General features: G+C 51.7%; 19 protein-coding genes. 14 read left to right on the forward strand and 5 right to left on the reverse strand.

Annotated features, from left to right (window positions below; translation table 11 throughout):
* Positions 1-2: 2 nt before the first annotated feature.
* The 10 genes from hemW (at position 3) to leuA (ending at position 10,113) form a co-directional block, all read left to right on the forward strand.
* Positions 3-1,220 (forward strand): radical SAM family heme chaperone HemW, encoded by a 1,218-nt coding sequence (gene hemW / locus M2119_RS05720; RefSeq protein ID WP_280803979.1) that lies wholly within the window; start codon positions 3-5, stop codon positions 1,218-1,220.
* A gap of 78 nt (positions 1,221-1,298) precedes the next feature.
* The gene (gene hrcA, locus M2119_RS05725) at positions 1,299-2,318 is read left to right on the forward strand and encodes a heat-inducible transcriptional repressor HrcA (protein WP_280803980.1); all 1,020 of its coding nucleotides are present in this window, start codon (positions 1,299-1,301) and stop codon (positions 2,316-2,318) included.
* Between the two features lie 26 nt (positions 2,319-2,344).
* A complete protein-coding gene (dnaJ, locus tag M2119_RS05730; protein WP_280803981.1) occupies positions 2,345-3,454 on the forward strand; it encodes a molecular chaperone DnaJ in 1,110 nt (369 codons plus the stop codon).
* A gap of 2 nt (positions 3,455-3,456) precedes the next feature.
* Entirely contained in the window at positions 3,457-4,185 is a 729-nt protein-coding gene (locus M2119_RS05735; protein ID WP_280803982.1) for a 16S rRNA (uracil(1498)-N(3))-methyltransferase, read from the forward strand.
* Between the two features lie 9 nt (positions 4,186-4,194).
* A complete protein-coding gene (locus M2119_RS05740; protein ID WP_280803983.1) occupies positions 4,195-4,545 on the forward strand; it encodes an HIT domain-containing protein in 351 nt (116 codons plus the stop codon).
* A gap of 43 nt (positions 4,546-4,588) precedes the next feature.
* Complete coding sequence (locus tag M2119_RS05745) at positions 4,589-5,563, forward strand: PhoH family protein (RefSeq protein WP_280804463.1); 975 nt, start codon at positions 4,589-4,591, stop codon at positions 5,561-5,563.
* Entirely contained in the window at positions 5,560-6,021 is a 462-nt protein-coding gene (ybeY, locus tag M2119_RS05750; protein WP_280803984.1) for an rRNA maturation RNase YbeY, read from the forward strand. The genes M2119_RS05745 and ybeY overlap by 4 nt, the downstream gene beginning before the upstream one ends.
* A 5-nt stretch (positions 6,022-6,026) precedes the next feature.
* Positions 6,027-7,322 carry a hemolysin family protein gene (locus tag M2119_RS05755; RefSeq protein WP_280803985.1) on the forward strand — a complete coding sequence of 432 codons (1,296 nt, stop codon included), beginning with the start codon at positions 6,027-6,029 and terminating at the stop codon, positions 7,320-7,322.
* Positions 7,322-8,254, forward strand: coding sequence for a GTPase Era (gene era / locus M2119_RS05760; RefSeq protein WP_280803986.1), 933 nt, complete (start codon positions 7,322-7,324; stop codon positions 8,252-8,254). Before M2119_RS05755 ends, era begins: the two co-directional genes overlap by 1 nt.
* Positions 8,255-8,385: 131 nt before the next feature.
* Entirely contained in the window at positions 8,386-10,113 is a 1,728-nt protein-coding gene (gene leuA / locus M2119_RS05765; protein WP_280803987.1) for a 2-isopropylmalate synthase, read from the forward strand.
* Here the strand turns inward: leuA and M2119_RS05770 are convergent.
* A complete protein-coding gene (locus M2119_RS05770) occupies positions 10,110-10,937 on the reverse strand; it encodes an SURF1 family cytochrome oxidase biogenesis protein (protein ID WP_280803988.1) in 828 nt (275 codons plus the stop codon). The genes leuA and M2119_RS05770 overlap by 4 nt on opposite strands.
* Positions 10,938-10,975: 38 nt before the next feature.
* Positions 10,976-11,251, reverse strand: a complete 276-nt coding sequence (locus M2119_RS05775) for a DUF3099 domain-containing protein (protein ID WP_280803989.1) — start codon at positions 11,249-11,251, stop codon at positions 10,976-10,978.
* A gap of 78 nt (positions 11,252-11,329) precedes the next feature.
* On the opposite strand from M2119_RS05775, the gene fabG reads away from it, so the two are divergent.
* The gene (fabG, locus tag M2119_RS05780; RefSeq protein ID WP_280804464.1) at positions 11,330-12,040 is read left to right on the forward strand and encodes a 3-oxoacyl-ACP reductase FabG; all 711 of its coding nucleotides are present in this window, start codon (positions 11,330-11,332) and stop codon (positions 12,038-12,040) included.
* On the opposite strand, the gene serB is transcribed toward fabG, so the two are convergent.
* Together serB and glgC are read right to left on the reverse strand one after the other, a co-directional pair.
* Positions 12,037-12,705 carry a phosphoserine phosphatase SerB gene (serB, locus tag M2119_RS05785; RefSeq protein WP_280803990.1) on the reverse strand — a complete coding sequence of 223 codons (669 nt, stop codon included), beginning with the start codon at positions 12,703-12,705 and terminating at the stop codon, positions 12,037-12,039. The genes fabG and serB overlap by 4 nt on opposite strands.
* Positions 12,702-13,940: a glucose-1-phosphate adenylyltransferase gene (gene glgC, locus M2119_RS05790; RefSeq protein WP_280803991.1), complete on the reverse strand. Its 1,239-nt coding sequence runs from the start codon at positions 13,938-13,940 to the stop codon at positions 12,702-12,704. Before glgC ends, serB begins: the two co-directional genes overlap by 4 nt.
* A 97-nt stretch (positions 13,941-14,037) precedes the next feature.
* On the opposite strand from glgC, the gene glgA reads away from it, so the two are divergent.
* From glgA to M2119_RS05805, 3 genes are all read left to right on the forward strand, one after another.
* Positions 14,038-15,222, forward strand: a complete 1,185-nt coding sequence (gene glgA, locus M2119_RS05795) for a glycogen synthase (RefSeq protein WP_280803992.1) — start codon at positions 14,038-14,040, stop codon at positions 15,220-15,222.
* A gap of 19 nt (positions 15,223-15,241) precedes the next feature.
* Positions 15,242-16,027, forward strand: coding sequence for an ABC transporter ATP-binding protein (locus M2119_RS05800; protein WP_280803993.1), 786 nt, complete (start codon positions 15,242-15,244; stop codon positions 16,025-16,027).
* Positions 16,028-16,132: 105 nt separating this feature from the next.
* A complete protein-coding gene (locus M2119_RS05805) occupies positions 16,133-16,384 on the forward strand; it encodes a type B 50S ribosomal protein L31 (protein WP_280803994.1) in 252 nt (83 codons plus the stop codon).
* A gap of 58 nt (positions 16,385-16,442) precedes the next feature.
* Here M2119_RS05805 and M2119_RS05810 read toward each other — a convergent pair whose 3' ends face one another.
* Positions 16,443-17,144, reverse strand: a complete 702-nt coding sequence (locus M2119_RS05810; protein ID WP_280803995.1) for an exonuclease domain-containing protein — start codon at positions 17,142-17,144, stop codon at positions 16,443-16,445.
* Between the last annotated feature and the right edge of the window lie 30 nt (positions 17,145-17,174).

Below are 17,174 nucleotides of genomic sequence, written 5' to 3' on the forward strand. Positions count from 1 at the left end.
TTATGGCTGGGCCATTACCTGAGGGTAACCCCATGCCAACGGATGGCACACTGCCCGATGGTGTGAGCGTTGGTGCAGATCTGCGCTCGATGAGTGCATATGTGCACGTGCCGTTTTGTCGTGTTCGATGTGGCTACTGCGATTTCAACACTTATACCGCGACAGAACTTTCTGGTGTTTCGCAGGCAACATATGTTGATGAGCTCGAGAAAGAAATCATTCTCTCCGGTCGAGTTCTTGAGCGTGCAGGAATCACTGGAAGGCCGTTGAGTTCAGTCTTTTTCGGCGGAGGAACACCAACTTTGTTACCGGCTACCGATTTGGTTCGTGCGTTAGAGAGCCTGCGGGAGTTACATGGTGTTGTTCCTGGTGCGGAAATAACTACCGAAGCAAATCCCGACACCTTGACTTATGAATACGTTGAAGAACTCGCCCGTGCAGGGTTTACCCGAATCAGCATAGGCATGCAATCAGCCGTTCCTACTGTGCTTGCCACGCTCGATCGCACACACAATCCCCAGTCAGTAGCACCTGCTGTCGAAGCAGCGAGGGCCGTGGGACTTCAGGTCAGTGTGGATCTGATTTATGGCACCCCGGGCGAAACACTGTCCCAGTGGCGTGAATCATTAGAGTCAGCAATTGCGTTAGACACCGGTCATATTTCTGCTTATGCCCTCATCGTGGAGGACGGGACAGCTCTTGAACGACGTATCCGGCGGGGAGAGCTTCCTGCCCCTGATGACGACCTTGAAGCGGACATGTATGAGCTTGCAGATCAGCTGCTTGGAGCGGCCGGCTTCGAATGGTATGAAGTGAGTAATTGGGCAAAGTCACCAACTGAACGTTCTGTGCATAATCTGATGTATTGGCAAGGCCAGGACTGGTGGGGGTATGGCCCAGGCGCACATTCCCACATTGGTGGCACCAGGTTCTGGAACGTCAAGCATCCCGCGGCATATGCTCAGCAACTAGCACTGAATAACTCTCCATCAGCCGGCTGGGAACAGCCAGATCACGACGCCCGTGAATTAGAACGAATTTTGCTCGGCAGTCGCCTACGTGAAGGAATTTCAACCGATGGAATTCATCCAGAGACGTTGGTTCGCCTGAGTGGGGACGGTCTCATCGATTCTGATGCAGCCTCTCGCGGATTGTTGATTCTGACCTTGACTGGCAGGCTACGCGCGGATGACGTCGTACGTCGAGTAGCGTTTGAATAACTCAGAATTTATAGTCTCCTCCGGGTAGTATTAGCACTCAGAACTGTCGAGTGCTAGAACGTGGTGAAGGAGGCTTTCATGGTTTCGCAGCGTGGACTTGAAGTGCTGAGAGCCATCGTTCAGGACTATGTCTCGTCCCGAGAACCCGTCGGTTCTAAAGCTATTGTGGACCGCCATCAATTTGGCGTCTCAGCAGCCACGATTCGTAACGATATGGCTCTCCTCGAAGAAGAAGAGCTGATCGTTGCCCCGCATACTTCCAGCGGCAGAGTGCCCACAGATAAGGGCTATCGACTATTTGTGGATCATCTTGCAGAAGTCAAGCACATCAGTCCGGGGCAAAAGCAAGCCATTGATCGTTTCTTAGATGAATCCGTTGATTTTGACGAATTACTGGGTCGCACAGTCCGCCTGCTCTCTCAACTAACTAATCAGGTCGCCATTGTTCAGTACCCCACACTCGGTGCAACTCGTGTTCGCCACGTCGAGCTTGTCGCCTTGGGGAATCGTCGAGCATTGTGCATTGTGATCACCGACAATGGACGAGTCGAACAACGGCTCTTGGACTTAGATTCTGACCTTTCAGAAGAAGAACTATCTGATCTGCGGGCAAGTATCAATGCCCAGGTTTCAGGCAAATTACTTACCGAACTTTCTTCCTCTGTGGGGCTGCTCACAGCGACCGTGGGATCATCCTTGGTTTCTGCGACGCAACACATTGCTGAAGCGTTGACGGATAGTATTCAGGCCAACCGTCAGCAAAAACTTGTCATGGCAGGTACGGCAAACCTCGTTCGCACCGAAGATGATTTCCAGGGAAGCATTTATCCTGTGCTGGATGCCATTGAGGAACAAGTAATCTTGCTGAAATTGCTGACCGAGATGAAAGCTGATGCACGGGAAGTTGCTGTGAGTATTGGTCATGAACACAGCAATTCCGGCTTAGAACAAACGAGCTTGCTCGCTATGGGCTATACCTCGTCAGGTGAGTCAGCAACACTCGGTTTACTCGGACCCACACGCATGGACTATTCCAACAACATTGCCTCAGTTCGGGCTGTAGCTCGCTACCTCACTCGCGTTCTTGACGCACACTAATTTCAACCCAAAGGAGATGGCCGTTCGTGGCTGATCATTACGACGTACTCGGAGTTTCCCGCGAGGCAACCCCTGACGAAATCAAGAAGGCATATCGTCGGCTTGCCCGTGAGTTGCACCCGGATGTAAACCCAGATGCAGCAGCGCAGGAAAAATTTAAGCTCGTGACTCATGCCTACGAAGTGCTCAGTGACCCTGTTCAGCGCCAGCAATATGACCTCGGTCCACAAGCAGGTTTTGGCGGGAACTTTGGCGGTCAAGGATTCAACGATTTTGGAGATATTTTCTCCACCTTCTTTGGTGGTGGCCAGCAACGCGGTCCACGCTCTCGAATGGAGCGAGGGCAGGATGCACTTCTTCGTGTTGAGGTGACTCTTGCGGACGTAATTTTTGGTGTCCACAAGGACATCGACATCGATACCGCCGTCACGTGTGAAACCTGTTCGGGAACTTGCTGTCAGCCTGGTACCTCACCGCAGACGTGTGAGATTTGTGGCGGATCTGGCATGATTCAACGCGCAGTTCGTTCCTTGTTAGGTAACGTCATGACCACCAACCCGTGTGGTTCATGCCGCGGGTATGGAACAACAATCCCGGCTCCCTGCAGCACTTGCCAGGGGCAAGGTCGTGTTCGTGCGACCAAGAACATTCCCCTGGACATCCCTGCTGGCGTAGACACAGGAGTGCGACTCCACATGGCTAATGCAGGTGAGGCAGGACAGGCTGGTGGAGCCAACGGTGATCTCTACTTTGAGATTAAGGTCGCGCACGATGATGTTTTCTCACGTGACAACGATGACCTGTTATGCACTCTTGAGGTTCATATGACAGATGCCATCTTGGGAACAACCGTAACTGTGCCTGCCCTTGACGGTGATGTTTCGATTGAGGTGAAGGCAGGGACACAGGGTTCTGAGGTCATTACTGTCAAGGATCGCGGGATTACCCGACTTCGTGGCAGTGGACGTGGCGACCTCAAAGTAGGGGTACATATCGTGACTCCGACGAAACTTAATTCGAAAGAAAAAGAACTCATTCAGAACTTTGCACAGGGGCGAAAGCAGAATGCACCTCAGCTTTCTCACTTCCAGCAAGGTATGTTCTCCAAACTTCGAGATCGCTTCTTCAGTAACTAAATATGGCTCACTTCTATTTACTTGAAACTCTTGAGGTCACCACACCTGGATCTCTGGTCACACTCGATGGGGCAGAAGGTCGTCATGCGTCAACAGTTTCGCGCGTGCGCGTCGGTGAGTCCTTACTGGTGGGAAACGGTCGTGGGCTGACACTCTCGGGCACTGTCACAGATACCTCGAAAGATATCGTCATACTCAAGGTCGATTCCGTCGACCATGCTTCGCAGAGCAGTCCCCAGATCACCCTCGTACAAGCACTAGCAAAAACAGACCGAGACGAGCGAGCTATTGAAGCCTCCACTGAACTAGGAGTTGATGTTGTGCTCGCGTGGGCAGCTGAGCGCAGTGTGTCAAAGTGGGAAGGTCCCAAAATTGAGAAGGGGCTCGCTCGCTGGACCGCCATCGTTCGTGAGGCAACAAAGCAGTCCGTTCGGCCGTTTCTCCCTGTTGTCGAATCCCACGTTACGACAGCTCAAGTCTGTACACGGCTAGCTGGGTGCAATCTTCTGGTACTGGATCCGACTGGGGATGTGTCCTTGGGTTCTCTTGAGATCGATGAGCGTGACATTGCTCTGATTGTGGGGCCTGAAGGGGGGATTTCACCAGCTGAAATTTCTCGCTTCCGAGAAGCTGGTGCCACGATCGTCACGATGGGGGCGAATATTCTACGTACCTCCACCGCTGGTCCGGCAGCCCTTGCCATTCTCAACGCCAAGCTTGGCCGTTGTTAAGCTAGAACCATGACTGCAGACGCCACCTCCATATTCACAAAAATTGTGAACCGAGAAATCCCAGCAGACATTCTCTTTGAGAATGATCGCCTCATCGCTATTCGTGATATTGCACCTCAAGCTCCTGTGCATCTGCTCGTCATTCCTAAAAGCACAGAATTCGCAAACGTAACCGAACTTGGACTGGGTGATCCAGCACTTTTGGCAGAAATTGTGGCTACTGCTCACAATCTGGCCACACTCCACTCGAATGGGGAATATCGACTCGTATTCAACACGGGTGGCACAGCAGGTCAGACGGTGTTCCACGTTCATGCTCATGTGCTTTCTGGCGGTCTGGAGGAGCACACGCTTGCCTAAATCACCCTCCGATACCGATGTCATCACCATTGATGGCATTGACATGGTGCGGCTGCTGGGTGCTCAAGATCGCCTACTGACCAATCTGGAACGGCAATACCCCCTCGTGGATGTCCACGTGCGGGGTAACGAAATTCGGCTGACTGCACAGACCGATGAACCCCATGCGGAAGAACAGCTTGCAGCTGCTCGTTCCCTTGTGAAAGAACTACTCGCCATGGTGCGAAATGGCCAAGATTTGACTCCTCGTGATGTTGACGAATCGAAGTTCATTCAAGATGCCCACCCGCATACATCTCCTTCCGCGGTCCTCGGTGAAGACATTCTTTCCACGCGCGGAAAGACATTACGCCCGAAAACTGTAGGACAACAAGAATATGTTCGTGCAATTGAAGACCACACCATTACTTTTGGTATTGGTCCCGCGGGTACAGGAAAGACATATCTGGCCATGGCGAAGGCTGTTCAGGCTTTGCAGCGTAAAGAAGTTGAACGCATCATCCTGACCCGACCTGCCGTGGAGGCTGGTGAAAGATTAGGTTTCCTCCCAGGAACACTCACTGACAAGATTGACCCTTATCTTCGCCCCCTGTTTGATGCGTTGAATGAGATGTTGGATCCTGAGGTTGTTCCCAAACTAATGGCGCTCGGCACCATCGAAGTCGCACCTCTGGCCTACATGCGTGGTCGCACGTTGAACAATTCTTTTATCATTTTAGATGAGGCTCAAAACACGACTCCCGAACAGATGAAGATGTTCCTCACCCGTCTAGGCTTCGATTCCAAAATGGTCATCACCGGTGACATCACTCAGGTCGACCTTCCTGCTGCTGCGAGTGGTTTGCGCCTCGTGACAGGAATATTGAGTGAGATTGAAGATATTCATTTCGCTCGTTTGACCAGCGCCGATGTTGTTCGACACTCACTCGTCGGCCGCATCGTCGATGCATACAGCGAATACGACGAGAAATCGCTTGCGGCACGTCAGCGCAGAGAAACTAAGGAACGCAGCTCGTGAGTATTGAAGTAAATAACGAATCAACGTATGACATTGATGAAGCAGCTCTTCAACGTCTAGCCAGTTACTGTCTCGACGCCATGCGTGTGCACGCGGATGCAGAGATTGCCCTCGTGCTCGTAGATGAAGCCGCTATGGAACAACTCCATGTGCAGTGGATGGGGGAACCAGGGCCGACTGACGTATTGAGTTTCCCGATGGACGAACTTCGTCCAGGAAATGATGACAACATCACTCCTGCGGGCGTGCTGGGTGATGTCGTGTTGTGTCCACAGGTCGCAGAAGTTCAAGCTGAGGGTGCGGGACACAGCACCATGGATGAACTTCTTTTGCTCACCACGCACGGAATTCTGCATCTACTTGGCTTTGATCACGCTGAACCTGACGAAGAGAAAGAAATGTTCAGTTTGCAGCGCGATTTGCTTATCGGCTTCTCCATGTCAGAAAAGAAACGCTAAACCACGTGTCCATATTTTTGACCGTCCTCGGGCTGATTCTCCTCATCGGCTTCGGCGGTTTGATGGCAGCCACAGACTCTGCTCTGAATGTACTTTCCACCGACGATATCCGTGCGTCTGCACAAGGAAAAAAAGCAGAACGGTCGTTGATTGCCATTTCTAAAGACTTAGGTCCACACCGAACAATCACAACATTTGTGCGCATTCTTGCTGAAACGAGTGCCGCAGTAGTTGTCACTGTTTCACTTGTTTCCTCCGGCATCGATACCGGGTGGGCGTTACTTCTCGCCATTTTGATTATGAGTGTGGCCAGTTTTGTCTTGGCTGGATCTAGTCCACGCTCTGTTGGTCGTGCACATCCGGAAGCAGTTCTTTCTGTTTCGGCGCCCCTCATTCACTTCTTTCGGGTGATTCTGGGTCCTTTGGCTAATTTTCTTGTCACGATTGGTGACAAAGTTACCCCGGGACGTCCGGGCACATCATCATTTGCTTCAGAAGAACAGTTGCTGAGCATGGTTGATGAGGCGGTGAAGCACGACGTGCTAGAAAGTGAAGAGCGTGAGTTAATTCACTCCATCTTTGAATGGGGGGACACGATTGCACGTGAGGTTATGGTTCCCCGGATCGATATGGTGACGGTGGACGCCAGGGAAACTCTCTCTCATGCGACCAAAATATTTCTTGATTCTGGGTATTCGAGGCTTCCGGTCGTGGCTGACGATGTTGATGAAGTAGTGGGTGTGTTGAATCTTCGTGATGTTTCTCGTAAAACTTTTGAACATCCGGAACAACTTGCTTCTTTGTGTACCCAGGATTTAGCGCGGCCTGCCATGTTTATTCCGGAATCAAAAAAAGCAGATGACACGCTCAAACAAATGCAAGCAGAGTCCACTCATATTGCACTTGTTGTTGATGAGCACGGTGGAATTGCTGGCTTAGTCACACTTGAAGACCTCATCGAAGAGCTTGTGGGCGACATCTCTGATGAACATGACCGTGGTGCTCCAGAAGTCGAAATACTCGGCGAATTTCGATTCCGTGTCGCCACACGTCTACCTCTCGATGAGCTCGGTGAACTGTTTGGTCTGGAGTTAGATGATGTGGACGTTGACTCAGTTGGCGGATTACTTGCAAAAGAACTGGAACGATTGCCCGTCGTGGGCGATAAGGTCGTCGTGAGCGGTCTCATCATTGAGGCAGATCGCAGTGGTTCCCATCGGAAACGCGTCACGCGCGTGATTGTGGAACGGGATCAAGATTTGATTGATGCACAGAATGCCTTTGCGGCGGAGGGAAACTAATGGCTCGTCCGTCTAAAGCTGAAAAACGGGGAGATCTTCCTGAAGGTACTCTTCGTTCAGGATTCGTCTCTCTCGTCGGCCGTCCCAATGTGGGGAAGTCCACTCTGACGAATGCATTGGTGGGGGAGAAGGTAGCTATCACCTCTTCAAAACCACAAACCACACGTCACACGATTCGTGGAATCACGAACCGTCCGACAGGACAACTCATTTTGGTGGATACTCCGGGTATTCATCGTCCCCGCACATTACTCGGCGAACGTTTGAACGCATTGGTTCAGGCCACCCTCGGTGATGTTGATGTCATTGGGATGTGTTTTCCAGCTGATGAACCCGTCGGTCCTGGTGATCGGTTTATCAATGAACAGCTTGATAAATATCCCCGTGCGGTCAAGATAGCAGTCATCACGAAAACCGATGTGGCTTCAAAAAAGGCTACTGCTGCACGATTGTTAGAAGTTCAAGAACTCCGTGACTGGGCAGCCATCATTCCTGTCTCCGCTGTTGGTGATGATCAGGTCGATCTCCTTGCCGATGAGTTGATTGAACTTTTGCCCGTGGGGCAGGCGCTGTATCCAATGGACACCAACACTGATGAAGATATCGAAAAGCGAATTTCTGAGCTCATCAGAGAAACAATTCTTGAAGGTGTTCACGAAGAATTGCCCCACTCTCTTGCCGTCACCCTCGACGACATGATTCAAAGGGAAGACAAAGACCTTCTTGAAATCTATGCCAATGTCTTTGTGGAGCGAGACAGCCAAAAAGGCATCATCATTGGCAACGGTGGAGAACGTCTCAAGGACATCGGTCAACGATCACGAGCAGCGATTGAACCGCTCGTCGGCCAAAAAGTTTTCTTGAGCATTCGTGTGAAAGTAGCCAAGGATTGGCAGCGCGATCCTAAGCTCCTGCAACGATTGGGCTTCTAGTCCGTCAGTGGTAGCCTTGAAGTATGTCCTTTGGTCTGCTTCTTCTTAGCTGCCGCGACGAGTCTAAACTCTAGGCCCCACTCGTCGCGGAGATGCCCTATGGCTGACCACCACTCGCGAGGAGAATGAGCATGAAGAACACACAGACCCCCAGCACAATGCCCGTGCACAAGTACCGTCCGTATCACGAGTCTCTCGGCATTGATCTGACTGACCGCACCTGGCCTGGAAAGCGTATAGAGAAGGCACCCATGTGGTGTGCTGTCGACCTGCGTGATGGAAACCAGGCCCTCATTGATCCCATGAGCCCAGAACGTAAGCGAATTATGTTCGATCTTCTGGTGAAGATGGGGTACAAGCAAATTGAGGTTGGTTTCCCCTCTGCCAGCCAGACTGATTACGACTTTGTCCGCTCACTCATTGAGAAAAACGCCATCCCGGATGACGTCACTATTCAGGTGTTGACGCAGTCTCGTGAGGCACTCATCGAGCGCACATATGAATCAATTCGTGGTGCTAAACAGGCCATTGTTCACCTCTACAACTCCACCAGCATTCTGCAGCGTGATGTTGTCTTTAATGAAGACCGTGACGGCATCAAAGACATTGCCCTCTCAGGTGCACGTCTCTGTCGCGCAATGGAAAAGAACATTCCCGACACCACAGTGTTCTATGAGTACTCTCCAGAGAGCTTCACCGGAACTGAGCTGGAATACGCCGTTGAGGTGTGTAACGCCGTCCTTGAGGTGTTCGAACCTACCCCGGACCGCAAGGTCATCATTAACCTTCCGGCGACCGTAGAAATGTCTTCGCCGAACATCTATGCCGACTCGATCGAGTGGATGGGGCGTCACCTCGCTCACCGAGAGAACGTCATATTGTCGCTGCACCCGCACAACGACCGTGGGACTGCCGTTGCGGCCGCTGAGCTTGGCTATATGGCAGGTGCAGACCGCATTGAGGGCTGCCTCTTTGGGAACGGTGAGCGCACAGGAAACGTCGACCTCGTTGCGCTGGGAATCAACCTGTTTACTCAGGGCATTGATCCTCAAATCGATTTCAGTAACCTCGATGAAGTTCGTCGCACTGCCGAGTACTGTAACCAGATTAAAGTTCACGAAAGAAGCCCCTGGGCTGGCGACCTGGTATATACCGCTTTCTCCGGTTCACACCAAGACGCCATCAAAAAGGGTTTTGAACGCATGGCTTCCGATGCAGAGCAGCAGGGTGTCCATGTAGATAGTTTGGTTTGGGCTGTCCCTTACCTCCCTGTAGATCCTCAGGACCTGGGCCGGACCTACGAAGCTGTCATTCGTGTCAATTCACAGTCAGGCAAGGGCGGTGTTGCGTATTTGCTCAAGAAGGACCGCAATCTCGACCTTCCTCGTCGTCTTCAAATTGAATTCTCGGGCGTAGTGCAGCTGAAGACAGATGATGAGGGTGGTGAAATCACGAGTGACGAGCTCTGGACAATTTTCCAGGACGAGTATCTGCCCTCTGCAGATGTGGCACATAAGTGGGGCCGTTTTGAACTCACCGGAAGCCGCACTGAAAGTGATTTCAACGGAACCCTCAAGCTGTCCGTAGATTTGCGAGATGGTGAGACTATCTCCCGTCAGGACTCTGTCGGTAATGGTCCCATTGATGCTTTCCTCAAGTTGATGACACAGCACGAGATTGCTGTTGAGCTCTTCGACTATGTTGAACACACTCTGTCAGCTGGGGGAGACGCCAAAGCTGCCGCTTATGTCGAACTCAATGTCAACGGAACTCGACTCTGGGGCGTGGGAATCGATTCGGATATCTCAACAGCTTCACTGAAGGCCGTCGTGTCCGCGATTAACCGCGCAATTCGCTAGCTTCTCCTGTCGAGAATGGCATCTTCGATGTCCTCCTCGGTGGGTTGTGCCTGTCGCTTCTTTGCGTAAGCTGCAGCTGCTTTTTTGCCCTCTTCGGTGTCTTGGTTTTTGATACGTATTTCATTCCGCACTGCCCATCCAAGTCCGATGAAGGCAAGTACGCCAAACATGATCCATTGCAGCGCATAACTGAGGTGAGCCCCTTCATCCAGACTTGGTTTCAAGGCTGTCAGCGGAGCGTCATCACGCGGTGATGGATTTTCAGAATCAAGGAGTCCATAGGCGCCTATATAGGTGGGCTCTCCAAGTACTTCTGCGATGAGGGGGAGCTCAACCGTGGCTACCTGGTCATCGACCATGCCTCGACCGGGAATGCTGGGTTCACTTGCTTTGAGCCTTGCCACAACGGAGACTTCACCTTGTGGAGGCTCTGGAAGGAGGTAAGGATCCGTGGAGTCTGCATTTGCAGGAAGCCATCCCCGGTCCACGATGAAAATTTCTCCTGAATCAGTGCGCAGGGGCGTCAAAACTTCGACTCCGGCCTGCTGTTCTCGCGGGCGCGAACGGACAATCAGCTGTTCTTCCGGTAGATAGACGCCCGTCACCAGAATTGGTTTCCATTTGTCGTCTTCTGAGTACGAATATAGGTCGGGGAGTGCCTCAGAAAGGGGGACAGGTTTTGTCTCGTAGTTGGAAAGAACCCGTTCAATTTCAACTTGTGCTTCTTCACGACGTGCAAATTGCCACATCGAGAGAGCAACACAGGTACCTGCAAATATCGCTGTCACGAGGAGATAACTCAGCCAGCGACGAGTGAGTGCCACACGATACCAAGGAACACGTGGAGGAGGTGAAGCTGGTGTCAAGATGACTTCTCTTGATAGATCACGATAGTACTGGGACGCTCTACCGCGTGGTTTTTAGGCGCCATGCGGACATTGGCCGCGATCATGGCGAAATAGGGTAGGAATATTGCACCCGCGGCACAAACCACCAGCCACCAGCCACTCACAAACAACATGGCAATAATGCAGACCATACGGATACCCATCGTGATGGAGTATTTGATCATACGAATACGACGCTCGTCTGTAGGAGAGAGCGGAAGTGTTGTTGCTGACTGAAGTTTCTTCTTCATTGTCGGCCAAATCCTCACGGTTGGTGTGGTGTTACTAGCCTACGGCTAAGCTGGCTGACAGTACATCCGACTGGAGGAATAGTGACCGTTCGTACCGTTCTCATTACTGGTGGAAACCGTGGCATAGGTTATGCACTGGCTGAAGAGTTCATCGCTCAAGGTCACCGGGTTGCCGTGACTGCTCGCTCTGGAGAAGGTCCTGCAGGTTGCCTTACCGTTCGTGCGGATGTCACCGATGGTGCATCACTTGACAAGGCTTATGCGGAGGTGGAGGCGTCACTTGGCCCCATTGAAGTTGTGGTTGCCAATGCGGGAATTACCAAAGACACCCTTGTCATGCGGATGTCGGATGAAGAGTTTGATTCTGTAGTTGACACTAACTTGGGTGGAACGTTTAAGGTTGTCAAACGTGCTGTCAAAGGAATGCTCAAGGCACGATTTGGTCGAATCATCCTCATTTCCTCAGTTGTGGGGCTGTATGGTTCTGCCGGACAGGTCAATTACTCAGCTTCTAAGAGCGCACTGGTTGGTATGGCGCGTTCGCTCACCCGCGAACTAGGTGCTCGTGGCATCACGGCGAATGTCGTCGCACCTGGCTTTATTGAAACCGATATGACCGCAGCGCTCCCTGAAGATCAGCAGGAGCAATACCGCAAGAACATTCCAGCTGGTCGATTCGCACAGCCATCGGAAGTTGCCAAAGTGTGTGCATGGCTTGCTTCAGATGATGCTGGATACATTTCCGGAGCAGTTATCCCCGTTGATGGGGGATTGGGTATGGGACACTAAAGTCCAAACAGCGCCAACGCTTTGCTCAAATCTCGTTCGTTGAGAGCAACGTCTGCGTGCTCCTGAACGATAGGTTTTGCGCAGAAGGCAATACCGAGACCAGCGACACTCATCATGGTGAGGTCATTTGCGCCGTCACCGATGGCAACGGTTTGAGCGAGGGGAGTATTGGTCTCTTGGGCCCACGCGGCCAGAGTATCTGCCTTGGTTTGTGCATCAACAATGTCTCCGAGTACTTTTCCGGTCAATATTCCGTCGACAACTTCTAGTCGATTTGCTTTCCAAAAGTCCAGTCCCAAATTTTCGGCTAGTGGGTCCAGTAGCTCATGAAAACCGCCGCTGACTACACCCACGTGTCCACCGTGTGATTTAACGGATGTGATGAGTTCTTCTGCACCTCGCGTGACAGTAATCTGTCCTCTCACAGTGTCGAATACGCTTTCTGGGAGACCAGCAAGTGTGGCCACACGTTCCCGCAAGCTTTCGGCGAAATCCAGTTCGCCACGCATGGCCCGTTCTGTGACAGCGGTAACAAGTTCTAACGAACCTGCCTCTGCGGCAATAAGTTCGATGACTTCGTTCTCAATCAACGTGGAGTCAACATCAAGGACGACGAGGAAGCGCTGTGAATCCGTAGCGTGGATATCGTTACGGAACTCGGTCATGGCGCTACTCGTACTCCCTTACCAACTACGGTAATTCCTGATTCAGTCACGGTAAATCCACGAGCCCGATCACGATCGTGATCAACTCCAATGTGTGCACCGTTTTCAACAAAAACTTCTTTGTCCAGAATAGCCCGGCGAATATCGACGTCGGCCCCGATCTGCACATGGTCGAAGACGATGGAATCAGAAATTGTGGAACCTGAATCAACCTTGCACCAAGGCCCTAAGACACTGCGTTCAATAGTTGCACCGGAAAGCAGGGAACCCAACGACACAATCGAGTCCACGGTCGAACCCACACGTCCCTTGGCATCACGAACAAACTTTGCGGGAGGCGAATTCACCTGCATGGAGTAGATCGGCCAGTCGGTGTTGTAGAGGTTAAACACGGGCAATGTGGATATGAGGTCCATGTGTGCATCAAAGAAACTGTCGATACTTCCCACATCGCGCCAATAGTATTTGTCTCGATCGGTTGAGCCTGGAACCTTATTGCGATTGAAATCGTAAACTCCAGCCTGACCTTTGGCAACGAAGTAGGGAATGATGTCGCCACCCATATCGTGACTAGAATCTGGCAATTCGCCATCTGATTCAACGGCTTCAATTAGTGCATCAGCATCGAAGACATAGTTACCCATAGAGACGAGGACTTCTTTAGGCGAATCGGGCAATCCGAGGGCGTCCTTCGGCTTCTCACGGAAACGACCTATGGAGGTGACATCACTCTGGTCCACTTCGATGACACCAAACTGATCTGCAAGTTTGATGGGCTGTCGAATAGCTGCAACAGTTACTTTTTTACCGGAGTCAATATGAGCCTGGACCATCTGATCAAAGTCCATCCGGTACACGTGATCAGCACCGACAACAACGACGATGTCCGGTTTTTCGTCACGGATAAGGTTCAAACTCTGCAGTATGGCGTCAGCGCTTCCCGAAAACCACCTTTTTCCCAGACGTTGTTGTGCGGGGACAGAAGCAACGTAAGCACCCAGTAAAGAGGACATGCGCCAAGTCTGTGAAACGTGGCGGTCGAGTGAATGTGATTTGTACTGAGTCAGTACAACTATTTGTCGAAGCCCTGAGTTGATCAGGTTAGAAATTGCGAAGTCCACGAGTCGGTACTGGCCGCCAAAGGGCACAGCAGGTTTCGCGCGGTCTTCAGTCAGAGGCATGAGCCTTTTTCCTTCGCCGCCGGCAAGAACTATTCCGAAAACCTTCGTTGGCATGTCTTCACAGTAAAGCAACTATGTAACGGTTGTGAAACATCCAGTGAAAAGATTTCAAAAAGTCACTTTTTCTCTGTCCTGTTGTAGCGTTCTTCACATGCGCGTTGATTTGCTTACCAAGGAGTATCCACCTGAGATTTACGGAGGGGCAGGTGTTCACGTCGCCGAACTGGTGAAAGCACTTCGAAACTCCATTGACGTTCAAGTCCGGTGTTTTGGTGCACCTCGCGACGAATCGGGTGTTTACAACTACAGAGTTCCAGCCGAAATGTCATCGGCTAATGCTGCTCTACAAACCATCGGTGTAGATCTCCTCATGGCAAATGACACTGCCGGGGCAGATCTGGTTCATTCACACACCTGGTATGCAAACGAAGCGGGACGCGTCTCACAGTTGCTCCACGGCATTCCCCACGTCATCACAGCCCACAGCCTCGAGCCCTTACGCCCCTGGAAGGCCGAACAGTTGGGTGGGGGCTACCGGGTCTCCAGTTGGATCGAAAAAGCAGCGTATGAATCTGCTGATGCGGTCATCGCTGTGAGCGGTGGAATGCGAACAGATATTCTTCGCAGCTATCCCACCGTAGATCCAGCGAAAGTTCATGTTGTTCATAACGGTATAGATGTCACGGCCTGGGCGCCCACCAGTAATCCTGAACTCCTTCAACACTGGGGCATTGATCCAGCACGACGCTCGATCGTTTTCGTCGGCCGCATTACTCGTCAGAAGGGCCTGCCGTATCTCTTGGAGGCGGCTCAGCAGCTCCCTGAGGATGTTCAATTGATTTTGTGTGCAGGTGCACCGGACACTCCTGAAATACTCGCAGAGGTCACCACACGTGTTCAACAGCTTCAACAGAGCCGGGAGGGTGTGATTTGGATTTCTGATCATCTTCCTCGACACGAACTCGCCGCAATTTTGAGTTCAGCAACATCCTTCGTCTGCCCTTCGATATATGAGCCCCTCGGCATCGTGAATTTAGAAGCTATGGCATGTGGAATCCCTGTTGTAGGTACAGCGACAGGGGGCATACCCGAGGTGATAGATAACGGTGTGACCGGATGGCTCGTCCCCATCGAGCAAGTCCAAGATGGCACCGGTACACCGTTGAATCCAGAACTCTATGTGAATGACCTTGCACAAGCGATGATTTTTGCAGTGTCAGATCCACAACGTGCACAGCAGATGGGCGTCGCTGCGCGTGAACGTGCACGACTTCATTTTGATTGGACGGCAATTGCTGACCAAACACGGGCCATATACGACCTCGTCTGTCGCTAACTCTCGTTAGCATTGAGTCATGGTTCAAGTTCTGTCTTTCAACAATGCTTCTCTCGAGCGCGAGGGCAACACTCTCGTTAACAACTTGAACTGGCTTGTAACCAGCGACCAGCGTTGGATTATTCTTGGTGCAAATGGAGCAGGTAAAACCTCTGTTCTTGACCTCGCCGCAGCCTGGGACGTGCCAACTTCTGGACACGTCACAGTATTGGATGAAGATCTCACATCTGCTGATCCTGAATGGCTTCGCCCACGTGTCGGTTTTGCATCCTCGAGCATGTCCAAGCGCATCCCTGCAACAGAAACTGTCGAAGATGCCGTCGTGACCGCAGCTTATGCTGCTGCAGAACGTCGCGGTGAAGAATATGACGAGCTAGACCTGCGCCGCGCCCGCCGCGTTCTTAACGAATGGCGATTAGGAGATTTGGCCAACAGGACAGTGCTTTCACTCTCAGAAGGAGAAGCAAAACGTTTACAGATTGCTCGTTCCATCATGACGGACCCTGAGCTTCTGCTTCTCGATGAGCCCACAGCGGCCTTGGATCTTGGTTCACGCGAAGAGATTTTACAGATGCTTGGTTTCTTTGCTGGTAATCCTTCAGCACCGGCCATCGTCATGGTGACGCACCATGTGGAAGAGATTCCTTTGGGGTTCACTCACGTTCTTCTCATGAAAAATGGGTCAGCTGCCTACGCGGGACCGCTTGCCACTACTTTGACGAGCGAGAACCTCAGTGATGTTTTCGGAGTGAAAGTGACCGTGTTCAACAATGCTGGTCGTTATTCTGCACAAGCAACGCTCTAAGTTTCTGATAACATGGTGAGTCGGCCTCGTTCGATTCACGAACGGCTGAAAGTTTTTGTTCTTCACACCATGTGCTGAACAGTCTCCCTATTGAAGGAAATTTCCATGAAGTCTGACATTCACCCCGAATACGCACCCGTCGTTTTCCACGACCTTGCTTCGGGCGAGTCGTTCCTTACCCGTTCCACCGTGACCAGCTCGAAGACGGTGACCTGGACTGATGGCAACGAGTACCCCGTTATTGACGTGGAAATCTCAAACGCTTCTCACCCCTTCTACACCGGAAAGCAGCGCATCATGGACTCTGCCGGTCGTGTGGAGAAGTTCAACAAGCGTTTCGCTGGGTTCGGTCAGTAGGCTCGCACACCAGTATCAAGAAAGCCCGGTCATTGACCGGGCTTTCTTCTGTTAAGTCTTAGCGAACTGGCCAGAGACCGTCGCCCGGATAGACCGGCAAATTTTGGCTTCTGCGCCAGTTTGCGTAGCTTTCTGCTTGCTCCTGCGCCCAAACAACTTGAAGGTCGTGCAGCTCAGTGGCCGGATATGCAAGATCAGCCGCATATTTCTTACCAATTGCCTGTGCGACACGACCAGCAGCGATGGCATCGGCAGAAGCATCATGTGCATCAATGAGCTCAACTCCATAGTGGGCAGAGGCAGCTTCTAGAGTTCGTTTTCCCTTGCGATATTTGTCAACTTGCTTATCAATAATGAGCGGGTCAATAATCGGGCGGGGGAGTTCGAGAGGGTCGAAACCGTATCGTTTTGCTTCGCGGTCCAAAATGGTGAAGTCGTAAGCAGCGTTGTAAGCGACAACACCAATACCGGCATTCAAGAAGGCTTGGATCTTCGTTAATATTTCAAAGACAGAATCAGCTGCGGGGGCGCCCTCAGCACGCATTCGTTCCGTCGTAATCCCGTGCACCGCAGTAGCTTGTTCCGGGATATCGATTCCGCAGTTTATGAGCCAATCTGTGCGGTCTTCAACTTCGCCATAGGGGTTGAGGACACTCACATGCGCTGACACAATTCTGGTGGTATCAGGTTGGATACCGGTCGTTTCTGTGTCGAAAACGGCTAAAACATTGGCCCATTCGGGCAATCCTGTGTTACTCACCAGTTCACTCTAGGCTCTCCCACCGACATG

The sequence above is a fragment of the Aurantimicrobium minutum genome, from assembly GCF_029894165.1.
GTDB classification, from domain to species: Bacteria; Actinomycetota; Actinomycetes; order Actinomycetales; family Microbacteriaceae; genus Aurantimicrobium; species Aurantimicrobium minutum_A.